This is a genomic window from Cyanobium sp. Maggiore-St4-Cus (genome assembly GCF_024345615.1).
Classification (GTDB): Bacteria; Cyanobacteriota; Cyanobacteriia; order PCC-6307; family Cyanobiaceae; genus Cyanobium_A; species Cyanobium_A usitatum.
In genome coordinates this window covers 1-18,934 of the sequence record NZ_JAGQBL010000002.1, presented here as the reverse complement: position 1 = coordinate 18,934, position 18,934 = coordinate 1, and the positions used below count along the sequence as shown (strand labels likewise).

Sequence of the window (18,934 nt, the reverse complement as noted above, 5' to 3'; positions counted from 1 at the left end):
GTACATGACCGAGCCCACCATCACCGTGCTGGATCAGCTCGATCAGCTGGAGGAGATCGTGCTGGAGGGCAGCCGCATTCCGTTCAGCGGCGGACGGCTGGTCAATGAGCAGGACGCCATTGAGGTGATGGATGCCCTGCGGGAATCGCTGCCGGGCCAGCTGCAGCAGGCCGTAGCGCTAATCCGCCAGCGTGAGGAATTTATTGGCCAGGCCCGCCAGCAGTCCGACGAGATTATTGCTGCTGGCAAAAGGGAGCGGGAGCAGCTGATCAACTCTGCCGCCATTCGTCAGGAGGCGGAGCGGCAGGTGGGTGAGCTGCGGGATCAGGCCCGCCAGCAGTGCGAGCAGCTGATGTTGCAAGCCCGCCAGCAGGTTGCCCAGGCTGAGCAGGAGCACCAGGCCCGCACGGCCCAGATGGAGCAGCAATTTGCGCTCCGCCGTCAGCAGCTCGAACAGGAAACGGCCGAGCGCAACCGCCAGCTGCTCGAACAGCACGATCGCAATCGTCAACAGGCGATGGCTGAACTTGAGCAGATCCGCCAAGAGGGAGTGAGGGTGCAGCGCGATAGCCAGGCAGAAGCGGAGCGGGTGCACAACGACGCCCTGCAGTTCCGCCAGCAGACCCAGCAGCAATGCGACGCCCTGGTGAGCCGCAGCCGCCAGGAGTCGGCCGCCATTCAAGAGGGTGCCAACCGCTACGCCGAGCAGGTGCTGGGCGAACTCGAGGGCAGGTTGAAGGAGATGAGCCAGGTGGTACTGGGGGGCCGCCGCGAGCTGGTGCGACTCCAGTCGCCAGAAGCTGCCGCGCCAGCTGTCGAGGAGACGACGGGCCGCCGCCGCCGGGTAGCCAACACTCTCAAGCAGCTAGCGGGCTAGGGGGGGCACAGCTGGCTGTTTTGCGCTTGACGCAACACCTTGCCAATAGTGACGTTGGGTGAGCTGGCGCCATTGCTGATGGCGCTTACGTAGCGGGGCCCGGCCCCCGTCATCAGCACGCCACTGATTGAGCGCACACCGCTGATCGTGCCTGTCTTGCCAAAGAACTGGCCCTGCAGGGGGGTGCCCACATAAAGGTTGCGCAGGGTGCCCCGCTGCCCCGCAACCGCCATCGACGCCAGATAGGCGCGGCCGTAGGGGTGCTGATCCATGCGCATAAGCAGGGCAGCCAAGAAGCGGCTGGTGAGTCGGTTGGCGCGGTCGAGGCCACTGCCATCGGCAACGCGAACCCCCTGCATCGGCAGGCCCTGTTCGGTGAGCCACAGCATCTGAAGCTGGGTGGCTCGGGCCAGATCCCAGGTACCAGCGCCCTGTCGCAGCAGTACTTCGGCGGTGAAATTGTGGCTTTCGGTGTTAGCCAGGCTCAGCAGGTTGTGCATCGGAGCCGATGGCTCCTGGTGCAGCAGCACCGCATCAGAGGGCAGGGGGGCGCGGGACGACACCAGTGACAGCTGCACCTTGGCTCCCCGCTGAACCATGGTTTTCTGCAGCAGGGTCTGCAGTCGCGAAGGCGGATTCATCACCGCCTCGTTGATGGCATTGCTAGTGACCGCCAGCCGGGTGATCGGCGCGCCATAGGCGTAGTAGCGGTCATCTGGGTGCCAACCTTGGGGCCACCAGGCCTGGCGAGGCTCCTCGGCGATCTGCAACCGCACTAGCGAAGGCGTCTCACCACTGCTGCCACCCGACCCCATCGCCAACATGGCGAATCGCTGCAGTTGGGGCAGGGCCAGGTCGGGGTCGCCCTCTCCGGTGAGGCGAAAGCTGCCATCACCCAGCCGCCAGAGCTGGGTATTAAGGCGATAGTCAGGGCCCAATCGGTCTAGGGCGTAGGCCGTGCTCACCAGCTTCTGATTGGAAGCAGGAATGCGGGGCCGGGTGCCGTTGAGGTCAGCCAGCAGGCGCCCCTGGGCATCGGCAATGGTGATGCTCCACACAGAAGCCTCTCCAGTCACGGTGGCAAGCAGCCGCTGCTGCAGGGCCGGACAGCTCAGCTGGGCCTGCAGCTGGGGCAAGCCAACCGGTGGGGGCAGGGGCGGTAGGGATGCCAGGGGCACTTGCTGGGCCAGGGCGGCAGCTGGCGCAACCGCCAAAACGAGCCCAAGGGCATGCACACCAGAAAGGCGCAGCAGAAACTGACGCTTAGCAGGGGTTTTGAGAGGGGCCATCTCAGCCCCCTCCAACCTGGAGGCCGCTAACCGTGCCGCCCACGCGGAATTGCTCCCCCTCTATTTCCACTGGGGCACCAATCTTGAGGGTTTGGTTGCCAAAAACGACACCGCCAGCACTCTTGCGGCCCTGGCCCTGGAGCACAAAACGAGCATCGAGGCTGCCCAGGGTTGCCTGGTTGGGGTCCACAGCCGTCACCACCGATCCGTTGGGTTGGACCGCCACCAGGCGCCGCTGCAGGGGCAACACCTGCTTGATCGCCACCGAGCCATGGGGCTGGTTACGGATCACGATTGCAACCTTGCCCTCCTCCTGGGCGGCCTGAATCAAGGCCCTGGGATCAGCCACCGGCACGCCACGCACATCCACCAGCACGGTGACTGGGGTGAGGCCACCGGTGGCCTGAGCCACCGCTCCGCTCAGCTTGGGGCTCCAGATCACCCCTGCGGCAGCAAGGAGCACCGCAACTCCGGCGCCGATGTCAACAAGGCTCCAGGAGCGTCCTTTTGCTGCAGGGCTCTGGTCGCTCTCGGAAGCCATCGGCAAGGTCTGCGTTTGGCGAAGTGTACGGAGGCTGGCCGGTTAGATCCAGTGCAAGTGGGTCCGCAGGGAGCTAGTTGCGCAGGCCTTCAATGAAAGCGTCCATCACTTTGAGGTTGGCGCCGAGCCCCAAGCCGGCTTCACCCGCCATGGCTAACGCCCGTTGCTCCATATCTGGCTTCTGGTCGAAACTGCAAACAAAGCGATAGCCATCGGCATCGCAGCGATACAACTCCCACATCCCCGGACAGGCCCGACGCAGGGCCCCATCTCCTGTTGGAATCAGGGCATAGGCGCTCTGCCAGCCTGACAGAAACCCCTTGCGGCGCTCCCGAGCCACGCTGCCGATACCGATGGCCGCATCCTCGAGGTTGCCGTTTAACAGCAAAACAACGCCGCGGTGCAGGGCGCATACCTGCTCCACCTCCTCGTAGTCGGCGGGGGAAGGTGCCACCAGCAGCAGCACGCCCTCGCTGCCGCCGTCAGCCTGCTGAAGGCGCATCTGATCGCGCAGGCTGGCAATTCGGGTTGCGAAATCAGGGGCATCGCGTTGGGCAAGGGCAGTGGCGCCGGCATCGGCACAAAGCAGCCTCAGGCTGGGTGCGGCGGAACTAAGACCAGCCTGCAATCGCAAGGCCAAGGGGAGCAATCGCAGGCCCTCGAAACGGAGCTCGACACTCCAAAGCCCCTTGGCGCCTGCTGCCAAGGCGCTCTGAATCGCCGCCAGTGCTTCAGCTTCTGCGCTGCGCAGATCGGGGGGGAGCATTAGGCCGTCAACAGATGCTCCGACGCTACCGAGGCCGCAAGCGCCATCTGCAACGCCTGGACCAGGGCCTCAAGATCGGCGGCGCAATGCCAGGGCCCGAGGCTGATGCGCAGGCCACTTGCGGCGTCGGCCTCGCCATAGCCCAGGGCCCGGAGCACGGAGCTGGCAGCCGATCCAGAGCTGCTGCAGGCCGAACCGCTGCTCAGGGCAAAGCCCTGGCGGGAGAGCTCACGCACCAGGTTGCGACCGGAAAGCGGCAGGCCAGCCTCGCTAGCCACCAGCAGGCTGAGGTGGTGAGGCAGGCGGGAGTCGCCCGGGGGCGGACCGCTCAACCGCAGCCCGGGAAGGCTCAGTAGCCGATGCAGCAGGGAGTCGCGCAGGGGTGCCAGCGAAGGCGTGGCACAGCTGAGCTCCAGGGCCTTGGCGAAGCCGCTCAACAGCACCACAGGTTCGGTGCCGCCACGCCTACCGCCCTCTTGGCCGCCACCACCAAGCTGGCCCTGGAGGGCGAGGCCACGACGCACCAGCAGCAACCCAACCCCCCTGGGGCCCTGCAGCTTGTGGGCCGCCCCACTCAAAAAATCAATGGGCAGCTGGCGAAAATTGATCGGCAGGTGGCCCAGAACCTGCACCGCATCAACGTGCAGCAGCACCCCCGCCCGCCGGCAACGGGCCCCGATCGCCTCAATCGGCTGGAGGCTGCCAACCTCGTTTTGGCCCCAGATCACCGAGACCAGACGGGTTGGAGGCACCAGCAAGCCATCGAGGGCGTCGAGATCAAGCAATCCCTGCCTATCCACCGGCACCGCTTGGACGCTCCAGCCGCGCTGCTGCAGTTGGGCAGCTGCCGCCATCGTGGCGGGATGCTCGACCGCCGATATCACCAGCCGGCCGGGTGTGAGGCCAGCAGCAGCGCCGAGCAGGGCCAGATGAATGGCCTCGGTACCACCGGAGGTCACCACCAGTTCATCTGGCTCGCAGCCCAGCCCAGCGGCCAGGCTCAGGCGCGAGCGTTCGAGCTGCTCTGCTGCCGCAAGGCCAGGGCCGTGGAGGCTTGAGGGGTTAGCCCAGGCAGTGGCCTGGGCAAGGGCCATGGCCTCCAGCACCTCGGTAGCGGTGGGAGTGGTGGCGCTGGTGTCGAAGTAGCCAGCGAGTGTTGGCAGCTGACTGGCCGAATAGCCCACCTAGCCTCCCTTGGCTTGATCCAGCTCAAAGCGGGAGCGAATCCGCGATTCAAGGGAATTGCTGGCCAAGGCCACTAGGTCGTCGAGGGAGCTGCTGTTGAGCAGGGCATCAACCCGGGCCCTGGCTTCGGCTGAAGGGCAGGCTTCAGGTCGGATGCAGCCATTGGTGCAGACGCTGGCGCAGTCGACAGCAGGCGAAGCGTCTGGTTGCTGTTGCACCGGGGCGGCGGCCTCGAGTTCAAAGGGCTCATCGCCCCAGAGCTCGGGGGTCACGACGCCATCAAAAACAGCCATCGCGGGGCCCGACATAAACACATGACCACTGGCTCCATCCCAATCAATTTCCAGGGGCCCGCCTGGGAGATCGAGGCGCGCGCAGCGTTCAGCCAGCCCCAGCAGATGGGCTACCACGAGGGTGGCGCAAGCACCGGTGCCGCAGGCCAAGGTGGGGCCCGCTCCGCGCTCCCACACCCGCATCATCAAGTGAGTGCGACTGATTACTTGAACGAAATGAACGTTGGTGCGGGCGGGGAATGCGGGGTGAACCTCGAATGCCGCGCCATAACGGTCCAAATCCACCGCCTCAACGTCGTCAACTGGGATCACAACGTGGGGATTGCCCATACCGGCCGCCCCGACCGCAAACGAGCTGCCAGCAACTTCCAAGTTGCCCTGGGCCAGCCCGTTATCGCCGCAAGGCAAGGTGGTCGGAATGGCTTCAGGATCGAGAAAGGGGGCTCCCATGTCGACGCGGATGCTGCCGTCCTGACGCAGCTCGGGAACGATGCGCCCCGCCAAGGTTTCGATCTGCCATTGACGCCCGGGAACATCGTCATCGCTATCGGCCAGAAAGCGGGCCAGGCAGCGCATGCCATTGCCACACATCTCCGGTTCCGTGCCATCGGCATTGAAGATCCGCATGCGCAACTCACCGCCCTGCCGGGGCGGCAGGGCCAGGATCACACCGTCAGCGCCAACCCCGAAGCGGCGGTCGCAGAGGCGCTGAATACGGTCCGGAGTGAGGCCGTAGCTGGCATCGGTGCTGGAGGCTCCCCTGCCATCAAGCATGAGGAAATCATTTCCCAGGCCTTGATATTTGCTGAACTGGAGCACGATGGGGGCGAGCGCAGCCACAGCTAGATCTTATGCAGAGCTTTTTCGAGAAGCGGTCCACCGCCCTCGATACCTCGCAACCCAGCATTCGGCACCTACAAGATCTGATTCGCCATAAAACCCCGGTGGCGGTCCAGGTGCCGGGTGTGGGAGAGCTTGAGGGAATCCTGCATTGGCAGGACATCGACTACCTGGCGCTCAAGCAGGACGAAAATCGCCCCCTCACCCTGATCAAACGCGCGGCCGCAGCGACGATCCGTGCGCTCGGCTGAGCAGTAGTCATCCAACTGGGCTGTGGCACGATCAAAGCCCTGATCCAGCCTGGCTGCCGTGAGCGAAGCCCCCCGCTACCAACCCCAGGCCCTCGAATCACGCTGGCAGCAACGCTGGGAGAGCACGGCTCAGCACCGCACGCCAGCGAAGCTGGATGGGTCCTGCGGCGATAGCTATTACGCCCTGTCGATGTTCCCCTATCCATCGGGGAACCTGCACATGGGTCACGTACGCAATTACGTGATCACCGATGTGATCGCCCGGGTGCAACGTTTACGGGGCAAGCAGGTGCTGCATCCGATGGGTTGGGATGCCTTTGGTTTACCAGCCGAAAATGCGGCCATCGAGCGGGGAATTGAACCCGGCATCTGGACTGATCAAAACATCGCCTCGATGCGGGAGCAGCTAAAGCGGCTTGGTCTCTCCATCGACTGGGATCGAGAGCTAGCTACCTGCCATAGCGACTACTACCGCTGGACCCAGTGGTTATTTCTGCAGTTTCTAGATGCTGGTCTCGCTTACCAGAAGGACGCAAGCGTCAACTGGGATCCCATCGATCAAACGGTGCTTGCCAACGAACAGGTGGACGGCGAGGGCCGCTCCTGGCGTTCCGGAGCCCTGGTGGAGAAACGCAAGCTGCGCCAGTGGTTTCTCAAGATCACCGCCTACGCCGACCAACTGCTGGACGATCTGCCCAAGCTCGAGGGTTGGCCGGAGCGGGTGCGCACCATGCAGGCCAACTGGATTGGCCGCAGTACGGGTGCCGAGCTGCACTTTGAGGTTGTGGATTCATCTGGCGCCGGCACCGGTGAAAAGATCACCGTGTTCACAACACGCCCGGACACCATCTTTGGCGTCAGCTACTTGGTGCTGGCCCCAGAACACCCCCGGGTAGCTGGGCTGACCACCGCCGAGCAGGCTATCCACGTGCAGGCCTTCTGTGATCTGGTGAGCCGCCAAAGCGAGCTTGAGCGCACGGCCGACGACAAACCCAAACGGGGTGTGCCGATCGGTGCCCGGGTGCGCAACCCAGCCAATGGCGCCCTTATCCCCCTCTGGATCGCCGACTACGTCCTCGCCGACTACGGCACCGGCGCAGTGATGGGGGTCCCTGCCCACGACCAGCGCGACTTCGTATTCGCGCGGCAGTACGAATTGCCGGTGCAGCAGGTGATCATTCCCCAGGGCAGTGACGAGCACGCCTTCGAAGGTGGTGCCTGGACTGAAGCCGGGGTTTTGATTCACTCCGGTTGCTTCGATGGATTACCAAGCGGTGAAGCCAAAAGGGCGATTACTGAGGCCGCTGCGGGTCAGGGTTGGGGCAATGCCAAGGTGCAGTTTCGTCTGCGCGACTGGCTGATCTCTCGCCAGCGCTACTGGGGCTGTCCGATCCCGGTGATCCACTGCGAAAGCTGCGGTGTGGTGCCCGTACCGGCCGAACAGCTGCCGGTGGAGCTGCCGGTGGGGGCCAACCTTGAGGGCAAGGGCGGATCGCCCCTAGCCCAATTAGAAAGCTGGGTGAACGTGGACTGCCCCTGCTGCGGTAAGGCGGCGAAGCGTGAGACCGACACCATGGACACCTTCATGTGCTCCAGCTGGTATTTCCTGCGCTACAGCGATCCCCACAACACAGACCTTCCGTTTACACGCGAGGCCGTGGACCGCTGGTTGCCGGTTGATCAATACGTGGGTGGGATCGAGCACGCGATCCTCCACCTTCTCTATGCCCGCTTCTTCACCAAGGTGCTACGCGACCGGGGTCTGCTTGGCTTCGATGAACCCTTCATCCACCTCCTTACCCAGGGGATGGTTCAGGGCATTACCTACAAAAACCCCCACTCCGGGAAATACATCGCTCCGGGCGATGTTGCCGATCCAAGCGACCCCCGTGATCCAATCAGTGGCGAAGTACTAGAGACTTTTTACGAAAAAATGTCGAAGTCGAAGTACAACGGCGTCGACCCTGCCCAGGTAATTGATAAGTATGGCGCTGATACGGCCCGGATGTTCATCCTGTTCAAGGCTCCACCGGAAAAAGATCTGGAATGGGATGACGCCGATGTGGAAGGCCAGTTTCGCTTTTTACAGCGTCTGTGGCGGCTGGTGGATGGGGCCTGCGCCCGGGACCTGCAGATATCAGGTGTTGGGGGAGTGGTTGAGCTAACTGCGGCCCAGTTTGCCAACACGACCCTGACGCCATCTGAACTAGAGCTGCGCCGGGCAGTTCACACTGCCATAGCCGAGATCAGCGAGGATCTTGATGGTGAATATCAATTTAATACCGCCATTTCTGAGTTAATGAAGCTCAGCAATGTGATGGCTGAACATCTCGAGGCAGCATCTGCGCCTGTAGCTAAAGAGGCTTTGCACACCTTGCTGGTGCTCCTGGCTCCATTTGCCCCCCACCTGGCGGAGGAGCTTTGGCTGCGTTTGGGCGCCAATCCAGACGAAAACTGCAGCATCCACGCTCAGAGCTGGCCGCAGCCAGACCCTGCAGCCCTAGTGCGCGAAACCATTGACCTGGTTATTCAGGTAAAGGGCAAGATGCGAGGCAGCTTGGCGGTGCCCGCCAACGCTGATAAAGCAACTCTTGAACAGCTGGCACTCGACAGCGAAATCGCACAAAAATGGCTGGAGGGCAAGCCCCCCAGCCGGGTAATCGTGGTGCCTGGAAAGCTAGTGAATCTGGTGCCCTAGAACCACTCAGCCACCGCTTCTTCAGCGGTGTTTACATTGGCGTCCGGGGTAGTGCGGACGAATTCAAGCGTGATATTGCGCCGTTGTTCGCCGTCAGCTGCTACGGCAGTAATCGGGTACAACTGCTGGCCATCACGGAAGGGAACCTGAAGCCTGAAGGTGCCGTCTTCGCCGAGGGGCACGACTTCTTCACCAATCCGCAGGGTTGCCGCCGGATCAGTAGCTCCATAAACAATCAATTCGGCATCGGCTACTAGCCAGAAGGCCCGCTGACGAGTAGCCACACCACCAGCACCGGACTCGTTGCGGCCACTGGCCCAAAGACCGGCACCGGAAGCATTCAGACCCTGATTGTGGTCGGAATTGGCATCCACTTCGTGGAAAGCCTCAGATCCGCGGCCTACGGCCCGCCATGTAGTGGTGGCAGCCTGATAAACCCGCTCGTGAATACCAGGAGCTGCGGTCGACATAACGGCTGCACCACTAGCTGCAGAAGAAGTAGCAGCAGCATCTAAAGAGAAGGGCACAAACTGATCGAGGATCTGCTCACTGGGATGGAGGGCAGGTACCCGAGCCACCGAGGAGAAGGCCAATGAACGCCATCCGCCCCCAGCTAGCCGGTAGCCAAGCTCAACCCGATAGTCCCTGTCGCTGAGGGGAACAGGCAGATACCACTCGGTGGCATGGCTGTTAACCACTACTTCCTGCATGGTGTGCTGGTGGGCAGCACCAGCACCGAGACCGGTCACATCCACAACTCGAAGTACCAGCTGGCTGGCACCGTCGGCCATCGCCTGGCGACGGTCGGACTCGGAGAGCTGCCAAAACACATAGGCCCACTGGGGATCCCTAGGTAGAAATACAACTGCCGTTTCGGAGGCGGGCCGGGGAGCAGCGCTCATCTCGGCTTCCATGCTGCGCAGACCCTCACCCTCTGGCACCTCACCACCAGGCTGGCTAGCTGGGGGCTGGGAGTCTGACCTGCGCTCAATAGCCCGCAACAGCTGATCCTTCAGCATCCGGCTGTAGCGGCCGATGCCGAGGTTGCTCGCCATCTGGCGCAGTTGACGCAAGGTCAGATCGTTGGCGTCGTAATCACCCGACATCGGAAAACCTGACGTAGTCATAACTGCTGCTTTCCGAAGAAACTCGGTCGATTTTCAGGGATTCCGGCCCTGTTTCCGGAGTCTTGTCAGCAGATCGCCACGTCCGGGGAGCAAGCGGCCCCACCAGGCATTGCCTCAAGAGCCGGTTCTAGGCGCTCCCCAGCGGGCAGCTAGTGCTACGGAAGACCTAGCTCTGTCAGCGGGAGCAAATCAAGCGATCCGCCAAGAGGGGTCGAGGCCATGGCCCTTGGCGACTTGTGTCAATGAATGGCCGTGCCCCTCCCCAGGAGCGAGGTCCGTTCTTAAACAAGGTGAACTCCGTGGACCTATCGATGCGTTGGCTGGGCCTGGTGCTGTGCCTTCTGTGGCTGGGCTGGCGGCTCCAGGCCCTGTGGCAGTGGACTCAGCGGCAATGGCGCCTAGATCCGCTCAGCAGTGAATTCCAGCAGGAACTACGCCGCCGCGGCTTAGTGGGGGTTTTGCCCTGAAAACTAAGCGCTAGCTACAAGGCGCTGCCTAAGCAATTGAATGTGGTCGTCAATGAGGGTGCGAGCCTCTTCAAGGCTGGCTACTGAACCCATGGGCATGCCACTGCAGTGCTGAATGCGGTAGGCCTCTGCAGCTGGACAGCGGCTGATCAAGCGCACGCTGCAGCCGCGATGTCGCCACTCCGCAATAGCAGAAGAATCAGGCATGGCACGCTCTGCGACTTTTGCAATCAACCAAAGCTGGCCAGGGATGGCAAGGGGAAGTGTTGGTGCGACAACCAGCCTCAGGCTTTCTGGCTGAGCCGCCAAAGCTCGTTGACGGTTTTTCCTGATTCCACAGCCCGCAGACGCTTGACCAGCTCGAACATCTCGGTGCTTGCCAACTCGCCATTTTCTTGCCACTCCAGGCTGCGGGGCTCGAATAATTCCTGGCGAGGCGCTCTGTCCTCTGAACGATTCATAACTGCTACACGTTGATTGCAAGACCTTATGGAATTGATCAGGGGATCGAGACCGGTTCTGATCTTTATCAATGGAAGATTGTGTGAAGGAACACCCGCCCAGAGGCCGGTCACAGGCCTAAATAGGCCATCCCCGCTCGAGCTCCGTGGCCCTGGTACACCGCGATACCCCATATCCACATTGGGAGTTCGCCAGCGACTCCGGGGATCTGCTGCGGGTGGTGCCTGAGCGGGGAGGTCTGGTCACCGGCTGGCGCTGCAACGGCAAGGAGCTGATTTACCTCGATCTTGAACGCTTCCTCGACCCCGCCCAATCAGTGCGGGGAGGAATTCCCATCCTCTTCCCGATCTGCGGCGGCCTGCCGGACAACACCTTGCCCCTGCCCCAGGGGAACTTTCCCCTAGGTCAGCACGGCTTCGCCCGGCAGCTGCCATGGCAGTTGAGCGCACTAGAGGATGGCCAAGGCATCGCCCTTGAGCTCAACGACAGCGAGACAACCTTGACGAGCTATCCCTTCAGCTTTCTGCTGAGGCTTGAGCTGCGCCTGGTGCCAGGGGCCCTCGAGATCGACACCTCGGTGCAGAACCGCAGCCAGGAGCCGATGCCATTCAGCTTCGGCCTCCACCCCTACTTCAACCTCAGCAACCTCAAATCTCCCCGCTTTGAGGGGCTACCGGAGCGCTGCCTAAACCATCTATCGATGGCCGACGCCGACACGGCAGAACAAATGGCGCGATTGGACGACGGGATTGACCTGTTGGTCCGTCCCAGTGGTGACGTGCGTTTGCTGGATCCGGAAGCCGGCCTGGCCCTTGATTTGCAGCTAAGCGCCCCGTTCAACCTGGTGGTGCTCTGGACCGAACCGCCCCGTCCGATGGTGTGCCTGGAGCCCTGGACAGGACCTCGCCAGGCTCTGATCAGTGGCGATGGCAAGCTCGAAATTGGTCCCAGCGAAACGTGCCGGCTGCAGACCCGTTACGCCGTTAGCGCCTGCTAAGCCCCGTCAAGTTTGGCGGCCAAAACTGCGTCAGCTCTGGTTAGGCCATCCACCTTGTGGGTGTACACCTCAGCACTTGCGTGACCCCAGCCAAGGCTGAATTCGGCATGGTGACCCTCCGCTTCGCAGATCGCTCCAGCCCGGTTGAGCCAATCGAGAGCCTGCTGAAAATCAGCAAAGCTCCAGGCCTTTTGCAAGTGGTGTCCATCCACAACAACCCAACCGGGCAACTGGGGCAACAATTCGGCCAGTTCAGCGGCATCAAGGAGCGGCGCCCCGTCGCGGCAGGGAAGACAGCTTTCTTGGAAGAGGGCCATGGGAAGGACTGCTGGGAAGGTCTGTTGGGAATAGCTAAATCATGGCCCTTGTGAAGCCCGGTTGGCGGGCCGAAGACTTCCTAGAATTGGCATTATCGGCGAAGTACATGCCGTATCCCGACTACCCGATTCCGGCGGATGAATCCCAGCGCCAAAGGGATTTAGAGCGCCTTGGGGTACTTGACCATCCAGGCGATGAGCATTTTGAGCGATTGGTGCGGCTCGCCTCGACTGTGCTGGAAACACCGATTGCGCTCATCTCACTAGTGGATGGCGACCGCCAGTGGTTCCTTGCCCACCACGGCATAGACAGCACCGAAACGCCGCGGAAGATGGCCTTTTGCGCCCACGCCATTGCCGGTGATGAAACCCTGGTGGTGCCAGATGCCCACCAAGACCCGCGTTTCTGCACCAATCCCCTGGTGACTCAGGACCCAAAGGTGCGCTTCTACGCAGGCACACCCCTGCAGAGTCGTGACGGTCACAACCTGGGCACCCTGTGCGTGATCGACCGATTGCCGCGCCACTTCAGCTCCAGCCAGGTGCGACTGCTCGAGGATCTGGCCCAGTTGGTGCTGCGGGAACTTGAACTGCGTCGACTCACCACGGTTCATCCATTGAGCGCATTAGCAAATCGAGCAAACTTCCTGGAGCAAGCTGAGCCTGAACTGCTGCGGGCCCGCCAGGGAGGCGAAAACCTGGCCGTGCTGGCCCTGCAGCTCGACCACTTCGACCAGATCAAGAACCGCTGGGGTCTGCAGGCCTCGGATCGGGCGGTAATGGACGTTGCCGCCCTACTGCGCTCCCAGCTATGCGAGCAGGACCTGGTGGGTCAAACCGGCGACCAGGAATTCGCCCTATTGATGGTGAATGTTGACCTCGCTACAGCCATGGAACGGGCCGATGCCATCCGCACTGGCATCAGCGAGCTGCGGGGCGTCTTTTCGACCAGCGGCCACCAGCTAACCGCCAGTGGCGGCCTGACCCTGCTTGCCCCAGCCGATCACCAGCCCCTCGATGCCCTACTTCGGGCCGAACGGGCCCTATTCCTGGCGCAGGGCAATGGCCAAAACCAGATCGCCGAAATACTGGCTGACCCCCTAGAAGCAGAAAGCGCCCTAGAGTAAATATATCCACGCCCTTCAGCGGCCAATTCTGAGCCCTGAAATCACCACATCAGACTTATTGCAAGTCTGGGTAAATGATGGGTCCTGGCTTATTTGGCATTTCTAAAACAGGTCAATGACCTGACCATTGCGATTTCACCGCATCACAGTGTGGTTAAGTCGGCTGCAGTCGTCTACTGCGAGGGAAACTTCGCGGGGCTCGATGGCAAAACCGCCCACGGCCTAGTGCGCTTCTGTGAGGCCTTTGAAATCAGGGCCATTATTGATAGCCAATCAGCTGGAATTGATGCAGGCCTGCTACTAGACGGCATCAGCAACGGCATACCCATCGTGGCTGATCTAGATGAGGCTCTTGCCTTGCCAGGGCCCCGCGCCAGCACCTTCATCTATGGCATGGCGCCTGCAGATGGCCTCTATGGCAAAGAGGATCGCCGGGCTCTGCTGCTGGCCATGGCAGCTGGCCTAAATCTGGTCAGCGGCATGCGCGAATTCCTCAACGACGATAGTGAATTTGCCCAAGCGGCCAAGCGTCATCAAGTGTCAATCAGGGATGTGCGTCGTCCAGCCGCTTTGAAGGATCTTCGCCTGTTCAATGGTTCGATCGCCAAGGCACGCTGCATTCGAATCGCCGTGCTCGGCACCGATGGCGCCATCGGTAAGCGCACCACCGCCACGCTTCTGGTTCAAGCCCTAAACGCCAGCGGTATCCACGCCGCTTTGGTGAGCACCGGGCAAACCGGCTTGATTCAAGGGGGGCGCTATGGCATTCCCCTTGATGCCATTCCATCGCAGTTTTGCTCAGGGGAGGTGGAGGCCGCAGTGGTGGAGGCCTACTGCACGGAAAAACCAGCGGTGATCGTGATTGAAGGCCAAGGGGCCCTCAGCCATCCCGCCTACCTCTCTTCCAGCTTCATCCTGCGGGGCAGCCAGCCCCAGGCGGTGGTGCTGCAGCACGCGCCGGCACGCCGGCAGCTGAGCGACTTTCCGTTTATGCCGATGCCCACGCCTGCAAGCGAAATTCGCCTGATCGAATCCTTCGCGCCAACGCGGGTAATCGGCCTAACCCTGAACCACGAGGGCATGAATGACGCCGAGGTAGGTGCGGCCATTGCCCTTTATGCGGCCGAGCTCACCATTCCTGTTACTGATGCGGTGAGCCGACCTGCCTCTGCTCTGGTGGCAATGGTGCTGCGGGCTTTCCCCGAGTTGTGTATATCAACTGACGGCCAGCTTTGAGCGCACCGCGGCTGGAGATTCATCTCGAGCACCTGCAGCACAATGCCACCACCATGGTGAATCGGCTTGCCCGCCAAGGAATCAAGGTGACCGGGGTGAGCAAGGCAACCCTGGGCCTGCCGGAAATTGTGCGCACCTGGGTGGCGGCAGGGGTGCATTCCATCGGTGAATCGCGAATTGAATCAATCGAATCGCTTAGCCGCTGCGGGCTTGGCGTGCCCCTACTGCTGATTCGCTCGCCGATGCTCAGCCAGGTGGATCGGGTGGTGGCCCATGCGGCGATTAGCTGCAACAGCGAGGCGGTGGTGCTAAAGGCCTTGGCAGCTGCAGCGCATTGCCAGGGGGTGCGCCACGGAGTGCTGCTGATGGTGGAGTTAGGGGATCTGCGCGAGGGAATTCTCGCGGCAGACCTTGAGGCGATGGTGTTATTAACCCTGGCCCTGCCAAACCTGCTGCTGGTGGGCATCGGCACCAACCTGGGTTGTCAAAACGGCGTTGCCCCAGATGAAGCGAATATGGGCGAACTATCGCGTCTGATCGAAGCCCTGGAAAGGCGTTTTGGCATCAGGCTCGAGTGGTGTTCGGGAGGTAATTCAGCCAATCTTCCCTGGCTGACTGGTGGCGGCGTTCCGGGGCGCATCAACCACCTGCGCCTCGGCGAGGCCCTACTGCTGGGGCGAGAGCCCCTCACCCGCACAGCCATACCAGGGCTGTACACCGATGCCATCACCCTGGTGGCAGAGGTGATCGAGTCCAAGCGCAAGCCAAGCCGTGCCTGGGGAAAGCGTCACTGCACCAGTTTTGCCAAAGGGCCAGTCGCTCCCCAAACGCAACCAGACCAGCCCATGGCCATGCGAGCGCTACTTGCCCTGGGCGAACAGGATGCCGATCCGGCCGGTCTTAGTGCCCCTGGGATCAGCATCGAGGGCGCATCCAGCGACCACTTGGTGGTGAGCGGAGCGGCAGAGGCGTTGGCGCCGGGCGATGAACAGCGCTTCCAGGTCAGCTACAGCAGCCTGCTGCGGGCGATGACATCTCCATTTGTGAGCCGTTGTTTCATCGGCGGACCTGCCTAGGGTTCGCAATTGGTAATGGCCCCTTCATGCAGTCGCCCCTTCGCTCAGCTGGCAGTCCCGATGGTCCTGGAGCAACCCTCAGCCTGATTGCGGCCGTGCTGGTGGGCATCGCGATTCTGCTCAGCCAAACCGTGTTCATCGTGCCGGCCGGCAACGTGGCCGTTGTCACAACCCTTGGCAAGGTCACCGGTACCCCCCGCAGCCCCGGCGCCAACATCAAGGCCCCCCTGGTGCAGAACACTTCGCTGTTTGACGTGCGTACCCAGGTGCGACCGGAGCAGTTTTCTACTCTCACCAAGGATCTCCAGGTGATCCAGGCCACTGCCACGGTGAAATACGCCATGAAGCCTGCAGAAGCGGGGCGGATTTACGAGACGATCGCCACAGATGACCAGCAGATCTATCCGCGCGTAATCCAACCATCACTACTGAAGGCACTCAAATCAGTCTTTTCGCAATACGAGTTGGTGACTATTGCCACCGAATGGAACTCCATTTCGGAGCTGGTTCAGGAGAAGGTAGCCGAGGAACTGCGCAAGTTTGATTATGTGAGCGTGCAGGGACTCGATCTCACCGGCCTGCAAATCGCCGAGGAATACCGCGCCGCGATCGAACAGAAACAAATTGCCGAGCAGCAGCTTTTGCGCGCCCAAACCGAGGTCTTGATCGCCGAGCAGGAAGCCAAGCGCTACGAAACGCTCAACTCAAGCCTCGATGACCAGGTGCTCTACAAGCTCTTCCTCGACAAGTGGGATGGCCAGACCTCCGTGGTGCCGGCCCTGCCGGGTACGGCTGGGGGGAGCGGCAACTCGGTGATCGTCAACGGTCGGCGCTGATGGCCTTAGGTGGGTCGCTCTCACGGCGCCGCAGCCTCCAGGCGCAAGCCGGGCCTAATAGCTGTTGGAGAAGAAGGAGGCCGCCTACCCGGCTCCCAGATCCGCACCTGCATCAGACCCTGAACCTTCGGTTCGAAGCGGGTAAGCCAGCCGGAGCTCCAGGTGATCTCAACCTCGCTCTTATCCAGCCGCCAAGTGCCGCCAGCCTGAGTATTGATGGCGTTGAAGGCGAGGCCGTTTGACATCAGGCTCACGGTAGTGACGGACCGATCCGCCTGAGCTGGCTGGATGCGATAAACACCAACCGCATCGGCCATCGCACCGCTTAGTTGCACGGCCTTGCCTTGGTTGCTCGGAGATGCGAGGCGGCTCTCCCCCGGCGCCCACGACCATTGCCAGGGGCCGGCCGGCCCGGTGAGGATCGCATCGCTCCAGCCATCGCTGTAATCGATCCGCACGCCGTTGCCCCAGGGGTACCAGCGCCCCTGCTCGTAAAGCTGGTTGTCGCGCAGCTGGCTGCTACCGCCCAATGGCACCCCATCTACGCCAGTGGTGCTGACGGCCCGGCCATCGGCGCTAAGGCGCACGTTGAAAAGGTTGTTGGCGTTGTCGGTCAGGGCCCAGACGCCTGTGAAGCGCTTGTGCTGCTGCTGCTGTTCAGCCGCGATGGCGTGAGGCAGTGGTTGTTCCGCCGCCTGCAGGTTGCCTGCAATCGGGGCTAGAAGGAGCAACAAGAACGGAAGCCGTCTCAAGAGACGACTAATGGCGCTGACGGGCATCTTCAGGCACAGCTTGCTGGATCCATAATCACATCGGCACGCCTTAATGACGAGGACCCCATACCGGGGCTCCGCTGATGATCGACGCCGAGCACGCATGGAAACTGCTGCGGCTTGCGACTGGGAATACTAGCCAGGTATCCGACTACTTCTGAGCATCATTGCTGAAGCCGGTGTTGTAATGGAGGGCAAGGCTGTGGCGGCTAAAACCGAAACGCGGACCATGCAAGGCAACCATTACCTGTGCCACGGCAAACCAGTTGCAGAACTTCCAACCTTCATTAACCCAAAGACTACTCTCGCACCCACTCTTGTTCCACATATGAACCCGAGACAGCTAAAGACTGACACACCGATGTGGAAGTGGTAGTGGAGGTATTAAACCCCGTAAAATTCTGATGAACCAAAAATCAAAGCCCGAGACAAATTCACCACGGTTACCGACGAAGATGGCGATGGCTACGTCAATATAATTGGCATAAAAGGAAAGAGAAATGGAGAAAAAATCACAGGCCCTCTAACCAGCCAGCACCTCTATTCCAGGCAATAGACCATACGCAGGAGACAATTTGATAGCCCATGAAAAGGCAATGCCAAATCCCCAGCTCACCGGCGATGGATTTCAATTCTAAGTTGAAGCAAGAGGTTGCTCCAATATCTTTTTTGCTGACTTTCTTCAACCACATAGATACCTAGAGTTTCACTCCGCGCCGCCATACCCCGAAGGCGCAGTAGCGCCAAATAGTGAAACAAGCGTGCTATTTCATGCGTTAATTGCGTCTTAATTTCAATTCAAACAGAGTTATTCAGGCGAGGGATCTCCTCCACTCTCGACAGGCGCCAAATCTTTATAGGCTGTCATAGGGTCTTAAGGTCCGATGCAAATACAGTTATTTACCCAGCGTCAATGGTCGAATGGAGCAGAGATTAACAACATTTGCATCGATCAGCGATACCCAGTCATATTTATCTGCAGCTCAATGTCTAGCCTAGATAAATACAAACGCCATGCTTAACGTGTTCACGATCCTCGGGTTCGGAACAGTTCTTACTTTTTTGATCCGTACATCAGGTGAATTGCTTCTCGCAAGGGTGCCTTGATCATCTGGATTGCAGTGACTTCATTAATGCCCCAAACCTTAGGGCTTAGGTGGGTTACGGGCCAACTCTCATCAAGAGAGGAACGAAGCTGTGACATAGGCGTCTTACTAAGCTGGAGTTTCTGCGATCGACCACCAGCAATGCTTCACGTCAGCCAGCTCGATTGTGGCAGCGCAGAGCGGTTCAATTCTGCCCACATGGTGCATGTGCCTCTGGGGGATGGCAGGCACCTGATCACCCTTAGCGGCATCGTCACCTTGGACTACAAGTCTGCTCACCAGGCCCAGCGCCACTCCCAAACCAGTGGGTGGGCGGAAGAGGAGCTTCAACTGGATTTGTTACTTCCCCCCGAATTCGTGGCGGGGGGGCAGCGTCTTCGCCTTGAGCAATGCGCCCCGCTGCTGACGATAAATGCAATCGGGGGCGTCTCCACAGTCGGCTGGGCTGTCAATGCTTGCCAGGGGCCGGGCCCGATCGAGTTATCTGAAATCTTGCCCATTCGAGCAGAGATCGGAGTGTTCAACACAGGGGAAGTCCTGCACGCGATTGGCTATCACGTGACATTGACCGGTCATTCCGTTACTCATTGATCCTGGGTGGCGGGGCGTCAACTTCCCTGGCAGAGGGGGGAGCAGGACTCCCAGCCCACCCATGGCCCACACCCCGGTG

General features: G+C 61.0%; 20 protein-coding genes. 10 read left to right on the top strand and 10 right to left on the bottom strand.

Going from position 1 to position 18,934, the window contains the following annotated elements; all coding sequences use genetic code 11:
• Positions 1-4: 4 nt before the first annotated feature.
• Entirely contained in the window at positions 5-877 is an 873-nt protein-coding gene (locus tag KBY99_RS01840) for a hypothetical protein (RefSeq protein WP_254996983.1), read from the top strand.
• Here the strand turns inward: KBY99_RS01840 and dacB are convergent.
• The 5 genes from dacB to dapF form a co-directional block, all read right to left on the bottom strand.
• Positions 874-2,166 (bottom strand): D-alanyl-D-alanine carboxypeptidase/D-alanyl-D-alanine-endopeptidase, encoded by a 1,293-nt coding sequence (dacB, locus tag KBY99_RS01835; protein ID WP_254996981.1) that lies wholly within the window; start codon positions 2,164-2,166, stop codon positions 874-876. The two genes, KBY99_RS01840 and dacB, sit on opposite strands and share 4 nt — an antisense overlap.
• A gap of 1 nt (position 2,167) precedes the next feature.
• On the bottom strand, positions 2,168-2,707 hold the full coding sequence (locus KBY99_RS01830; protein WP_254996979.1) for a DUF4330 domain-containing protein: 540 nt from the start codon (positions 2,705-2,707) through the stop codon (positions 2,168-2,170).
• A gap of 73 nt (positions 2,708-2,780) precedes the next feature.
• Positions 2,781-3,473, bottom strand: coding sequence for a DUF1995 family protein (locus KBY99_RS01825; protein WP_254941631.1), 693 nt, complete (start codon positions 3,471-3,473; stop codon positions 2,781-2,783).
• On the bottom strand, positions 3,473-4,657 hold the full coding sequence (locus KBY99_RS01820) for a cysteine desulfurase family protein (RefSeq protein ID WP_254996978.1): 1,185 nt from the start codon (positions 4,655-4,657) through the stop codon (positions 3,473-3,475). Before KBY99_RS01820 ends, KBY99_RS01825 begins: the two co-directional genes overlap by 1 nt.
• Positions 4,658-5,770 (bottom strand): diaminopimelate epimerase, encoded by a 1,113-nt coding sequence (gene dapF, locus KBY99_RS01815; protein WP_254997261.1) that lies wholly within the window; start codon positions 5,768-5,770, stop codon positions 4,658-4,660.
• A gap of 32 nt (positions 5,771-5,802) precedes the next feature.
• Here dapF and KBY99_RS01810 point away from each other — a divergent pair, with 32 nt between their 5' ends.
• Both KBY99_RS01810 and leuS read left to right on the top strand, forming a co-directional pair.
• A complete protein-coding gene (locus KBY99_RS01810) occupies positions 5,803-6,042 on the top strand; it encodes an Hfq-related RNA-binding protein (RefSeq protein ID WP_254996976.1) in 240 nt (79 codons plus the stop codon).
• Between the two features lie 58 nt (positions 6,043-6,100).
• Positions 6,101-8,740, top strand: a complete 2,640-nt coding sequence (gene leuS, locus KBY99_RS01805; protein ID WP_409996513.1) for a leucine--tRNA ligase — start codon at positions 6,101-6,103, stop codon at positions 8,738-8,740.
• On the opposite strand, the gene KBY99_RS01800 is transcribed toward leuS, so the two are convergent.
• Positions 8,737-9,846, bottom strand: a complete 1,110-nt coding sequence (locus tag KBY99_RS01800) for a DUF4912 domain-containing protein (RefSeq protein ID WP_254996973.1) — start codon at positions 9,844-9,846, stop codon at positions 8,737-8,739. The genes leuS and KBY99_RS01800 overlap by 4 nt on opposite strands.
• A 263-nt stretch (positions 9,847-10,109) precedes the next feature.
• Between KBY99_RS01800 and KBY99_RS01795 the strand changes: the two genes are divergently transcribed.
• Positions 10,110-10,334: a hypothetical protein gene (locus KBY99_RS01795; protein WP_254941627.1), complete on the top strand. Its 225-nt coding sequence runs from the start codon at positions 10,110-10,112 to the stop codon at positions 10,332-10,334.
• 3 nt (positions 10,335-10,337) lie between these two features.
• Here the strand turns inward: KBY99_RS01795 and KBY99_RS01790 are convergent, their stop codons facing one another.
• On the bottom strand, positions 10,338-10,541 hold the full coding sequence (locus KBY99_RS01790) for a hypothetical protein (RefSeq protein WP_254941626.1): 204 nt from the start codon (positions 10,539-10,541) through the stop codon (positions 10,338-10,340).
• A 77-nt stretch (positions 10,542-10,618) separates the two neighbouring features.
• Positions 10,619-10,909, bottom strand: a complete 291-nt coding sequence (locus KBY99_RS01785; RefSeq protein WP_254997294.1) for a hypothetical protein — start codon at positions 10,907-10,909, stop codon at positions 10,619-10,621.
• Positions 10,910-10,941: 32 nt separating this feature from the next.
• Between KBY99_RS01785 and KBY99_RS01780 the strand changes: the two genes are divergently transcribed.
• The gene (locus tag KBY99_RS01780; RefSeq protein ID WP_254941625.1) at positions 10,942-11,793 is read left to right on the top strand and encodes a galactose mutarotase; all 852 of its coding nucleotides are present in this window, start codon (positions 10,942-10,944) and stop codon (positions 11,791-11,793) included.
• Here KBY99_RS01780 and KBY99_RS01775 read toward each other — a convergent pair.
• A complete protein-coding gene (locus KBY99_RS01775; protein ID WP_254941624.1) occupies positions 11,790-12,110 on the bottom strand; it encodes a 4a-hydroxytetrahydrobiopterin dehydratase in 321 nt (106 codons plus the stop codon). The two genes, KBY99_RS01780 and KBY99_RS01775, sit on opposite strands and share 4 nt — an antisense overlap.
• A 107-nt stretch (positions 12,111-12,217) precedes the next feature.
• Here KBY99_RS01775 and KBY99_RS01770 point away from each other — a divergent pair, with 107 nt between their 5' ends.
• The 4 genes from KBY99_RS01770 to KBY99_RS01755 all read left to right on the top strand — a co-directional run bounded on the left by KBY99_RS01770 (position 12,218) and on the right by KBY99_RS01755 (position 16,385).
• A complete protein-coding gene (locus KBY99_RS01770) occupies positions 12,218-13,237 on the top strand; it encodes a GGDEF domain-containing protein (protein ID WP_254996970.1) in 1,020 nt (339 codons plus the stop codon).
• Positions 13,238-13,387: 150 nt separating this feature from the next.
• Entirely contained in the window at positions 13,388-14,473 is a 1,086-nt protein-coding gene (locus KBY99_RS01765) for a DUF1611 domain-containing protein (protein ID WP_254996968.1), read from the top strand.
• A complete protein-coding gene (locus KBY99_RS01760; protein ID WP_254996967.1) occupies positions 14,470-15,549 on the top strand; it encodes an alanine/ornithine racemase family PLP-dependent enzyme in 1,080 nt (359 codons plus the stop codon). Before KBY99_RS01765 ends, KBY99_RS01760 begins: the two co-directional genes overlap by 4 nt.
• Positions 15,550-15,575: 26 nt before the next feature.
• Positions 15,576-16,385: a prohibitin family protein gene (locus KBY99_RS01755; protein WP_106501758.1), complete on the top strand. Its 810-nt coding sequence runs from the start codon at positions 15,576-15,578 to the stop codon at positions 16,383-16,385.
• A gap of 20 nt (positions 16,386-16,405) precedes the next feature.
• Here KBY99_RS01755 and KBY99_RS01750 read toward each other — a convergent pair whose 3' ends face one another.
• Entirely contained in the window at positions 16,406-17,119 is a 714-nt protein-coding gene (locus KBY99_RS01750) for a hypothetical protein (RefSeq protein WP_254996966.1), read from the bottom strand.
• Positions 17,120-18,405: 1,286 nt separating this feature from the next.
• Here KBY99_RS01750 and KBY99_RS01745 point away from each other — a divergent pair.
• Positions 18,406-18,855, top strand: coding sequence for a hypothetical protein (locus KBY99_RS01745; RefSeq protein ID WP_254996963.1), 450 nt, complete (start codon positions 18,406-18,408; stop codon positions 18,853-18,855).
• Positions 18,856-18,934 lie beyond the last annotated feature (79 nt).

What these genes read in the sequence shown, in the direction of transcription:
- KBY99_RS01840 (WP_254996983.1), top strand. Translation starts at nt 5, where the DNA reads ATGACCGAGCCCACCATCACCGTGCTGGATCAGCTCGATCAGCTGGAG.
- dacB (WP_254996981.1), bottom strand. Translation starts at nt 2,166, where the DNA reads ATGGCCCCTCTCAAAACCCCTGCTAAGCGTCAGTTTCTGCTGCGCCTT.
- KBY99_RS01830 (WP_254996979.1), bottom strand. Translation starts at nt 2,707, where the DNA reads ATGGCTTCCGAGAGCGACCAGAGCCCTGCAGCAAAAGGACGCTCCTGG.
- KBY99_RS01825 (WP_254941631.1), bottom strand. Translation starts at nt 3,473, where the DNA reads ATGCTCCCCCCCGATCTGCGCAGCGCAGAAGCTGAAGCACTGGCGGCG.
- KBY99_RS01810 (WP_254996976.1), top strand. Translation starts at nt 5,803, where the DNA reads ATGCAGAGCTTTTTCGAGAAGCGGTCCACCGCCCTCGATACCTCGCAA.
- KBY99_RS01800 (WP_254996973.1), bottom strand. Translation starts at nt 9,846, where the DNA reads ATGTCGGGTGATTACGACGCCAACGATCTGACCTTGCGTCAACTGCGC.
- KBY99_RS01795 (WP_254941627.1), top strand. Translation starts at nt 10,110, where the DNA reads ATGAATGGCCGTGCCCCTCCCCAGGAGCGAGGTCCGTTCTTAAACAAG.
- KBY99_RS01790 (WP_254941626.1), bottom strand. Translation starts at nt 10,541, where the DNA reads ATGCCTGATTCTTCTGCTATTGCGGAGTGGCGACATCGCGGCTGCAGC.
- KBY99_RS01775 (WP_254941624.1), bottom strand. Translation starts at nt 12,110, where the DNA reads ATGGCCCTCTTCCAAGAAAGCTGTCTTCCCTGCCGCGACGGGGCGCCG.
- KBY99_RS01770 (WP_254996970.1), top strand. Translation starts at nt 12,218, where the DNA reads ATGCCGTATCCCGACTACCCGATTCCGGCGGATGAATCCCAGCGCCAA.
- KBY99_RS01755 (WP_106501758.1), top strand. Translation starts at nt 15,576, where the DNA reads ATGCAGTCGCCCCTTCGCTCAGCTGGCAGTCCCGATGGTCCTGGAGCA.
- KBY99_RS01745 (WP_254996963.1), top strand. Translation starts at nt 18,406, where the DNA reads ATGCTTCACGTCAGCCAGCTCGATTGTGGCAGCGCAGAGCGGTTCAAT.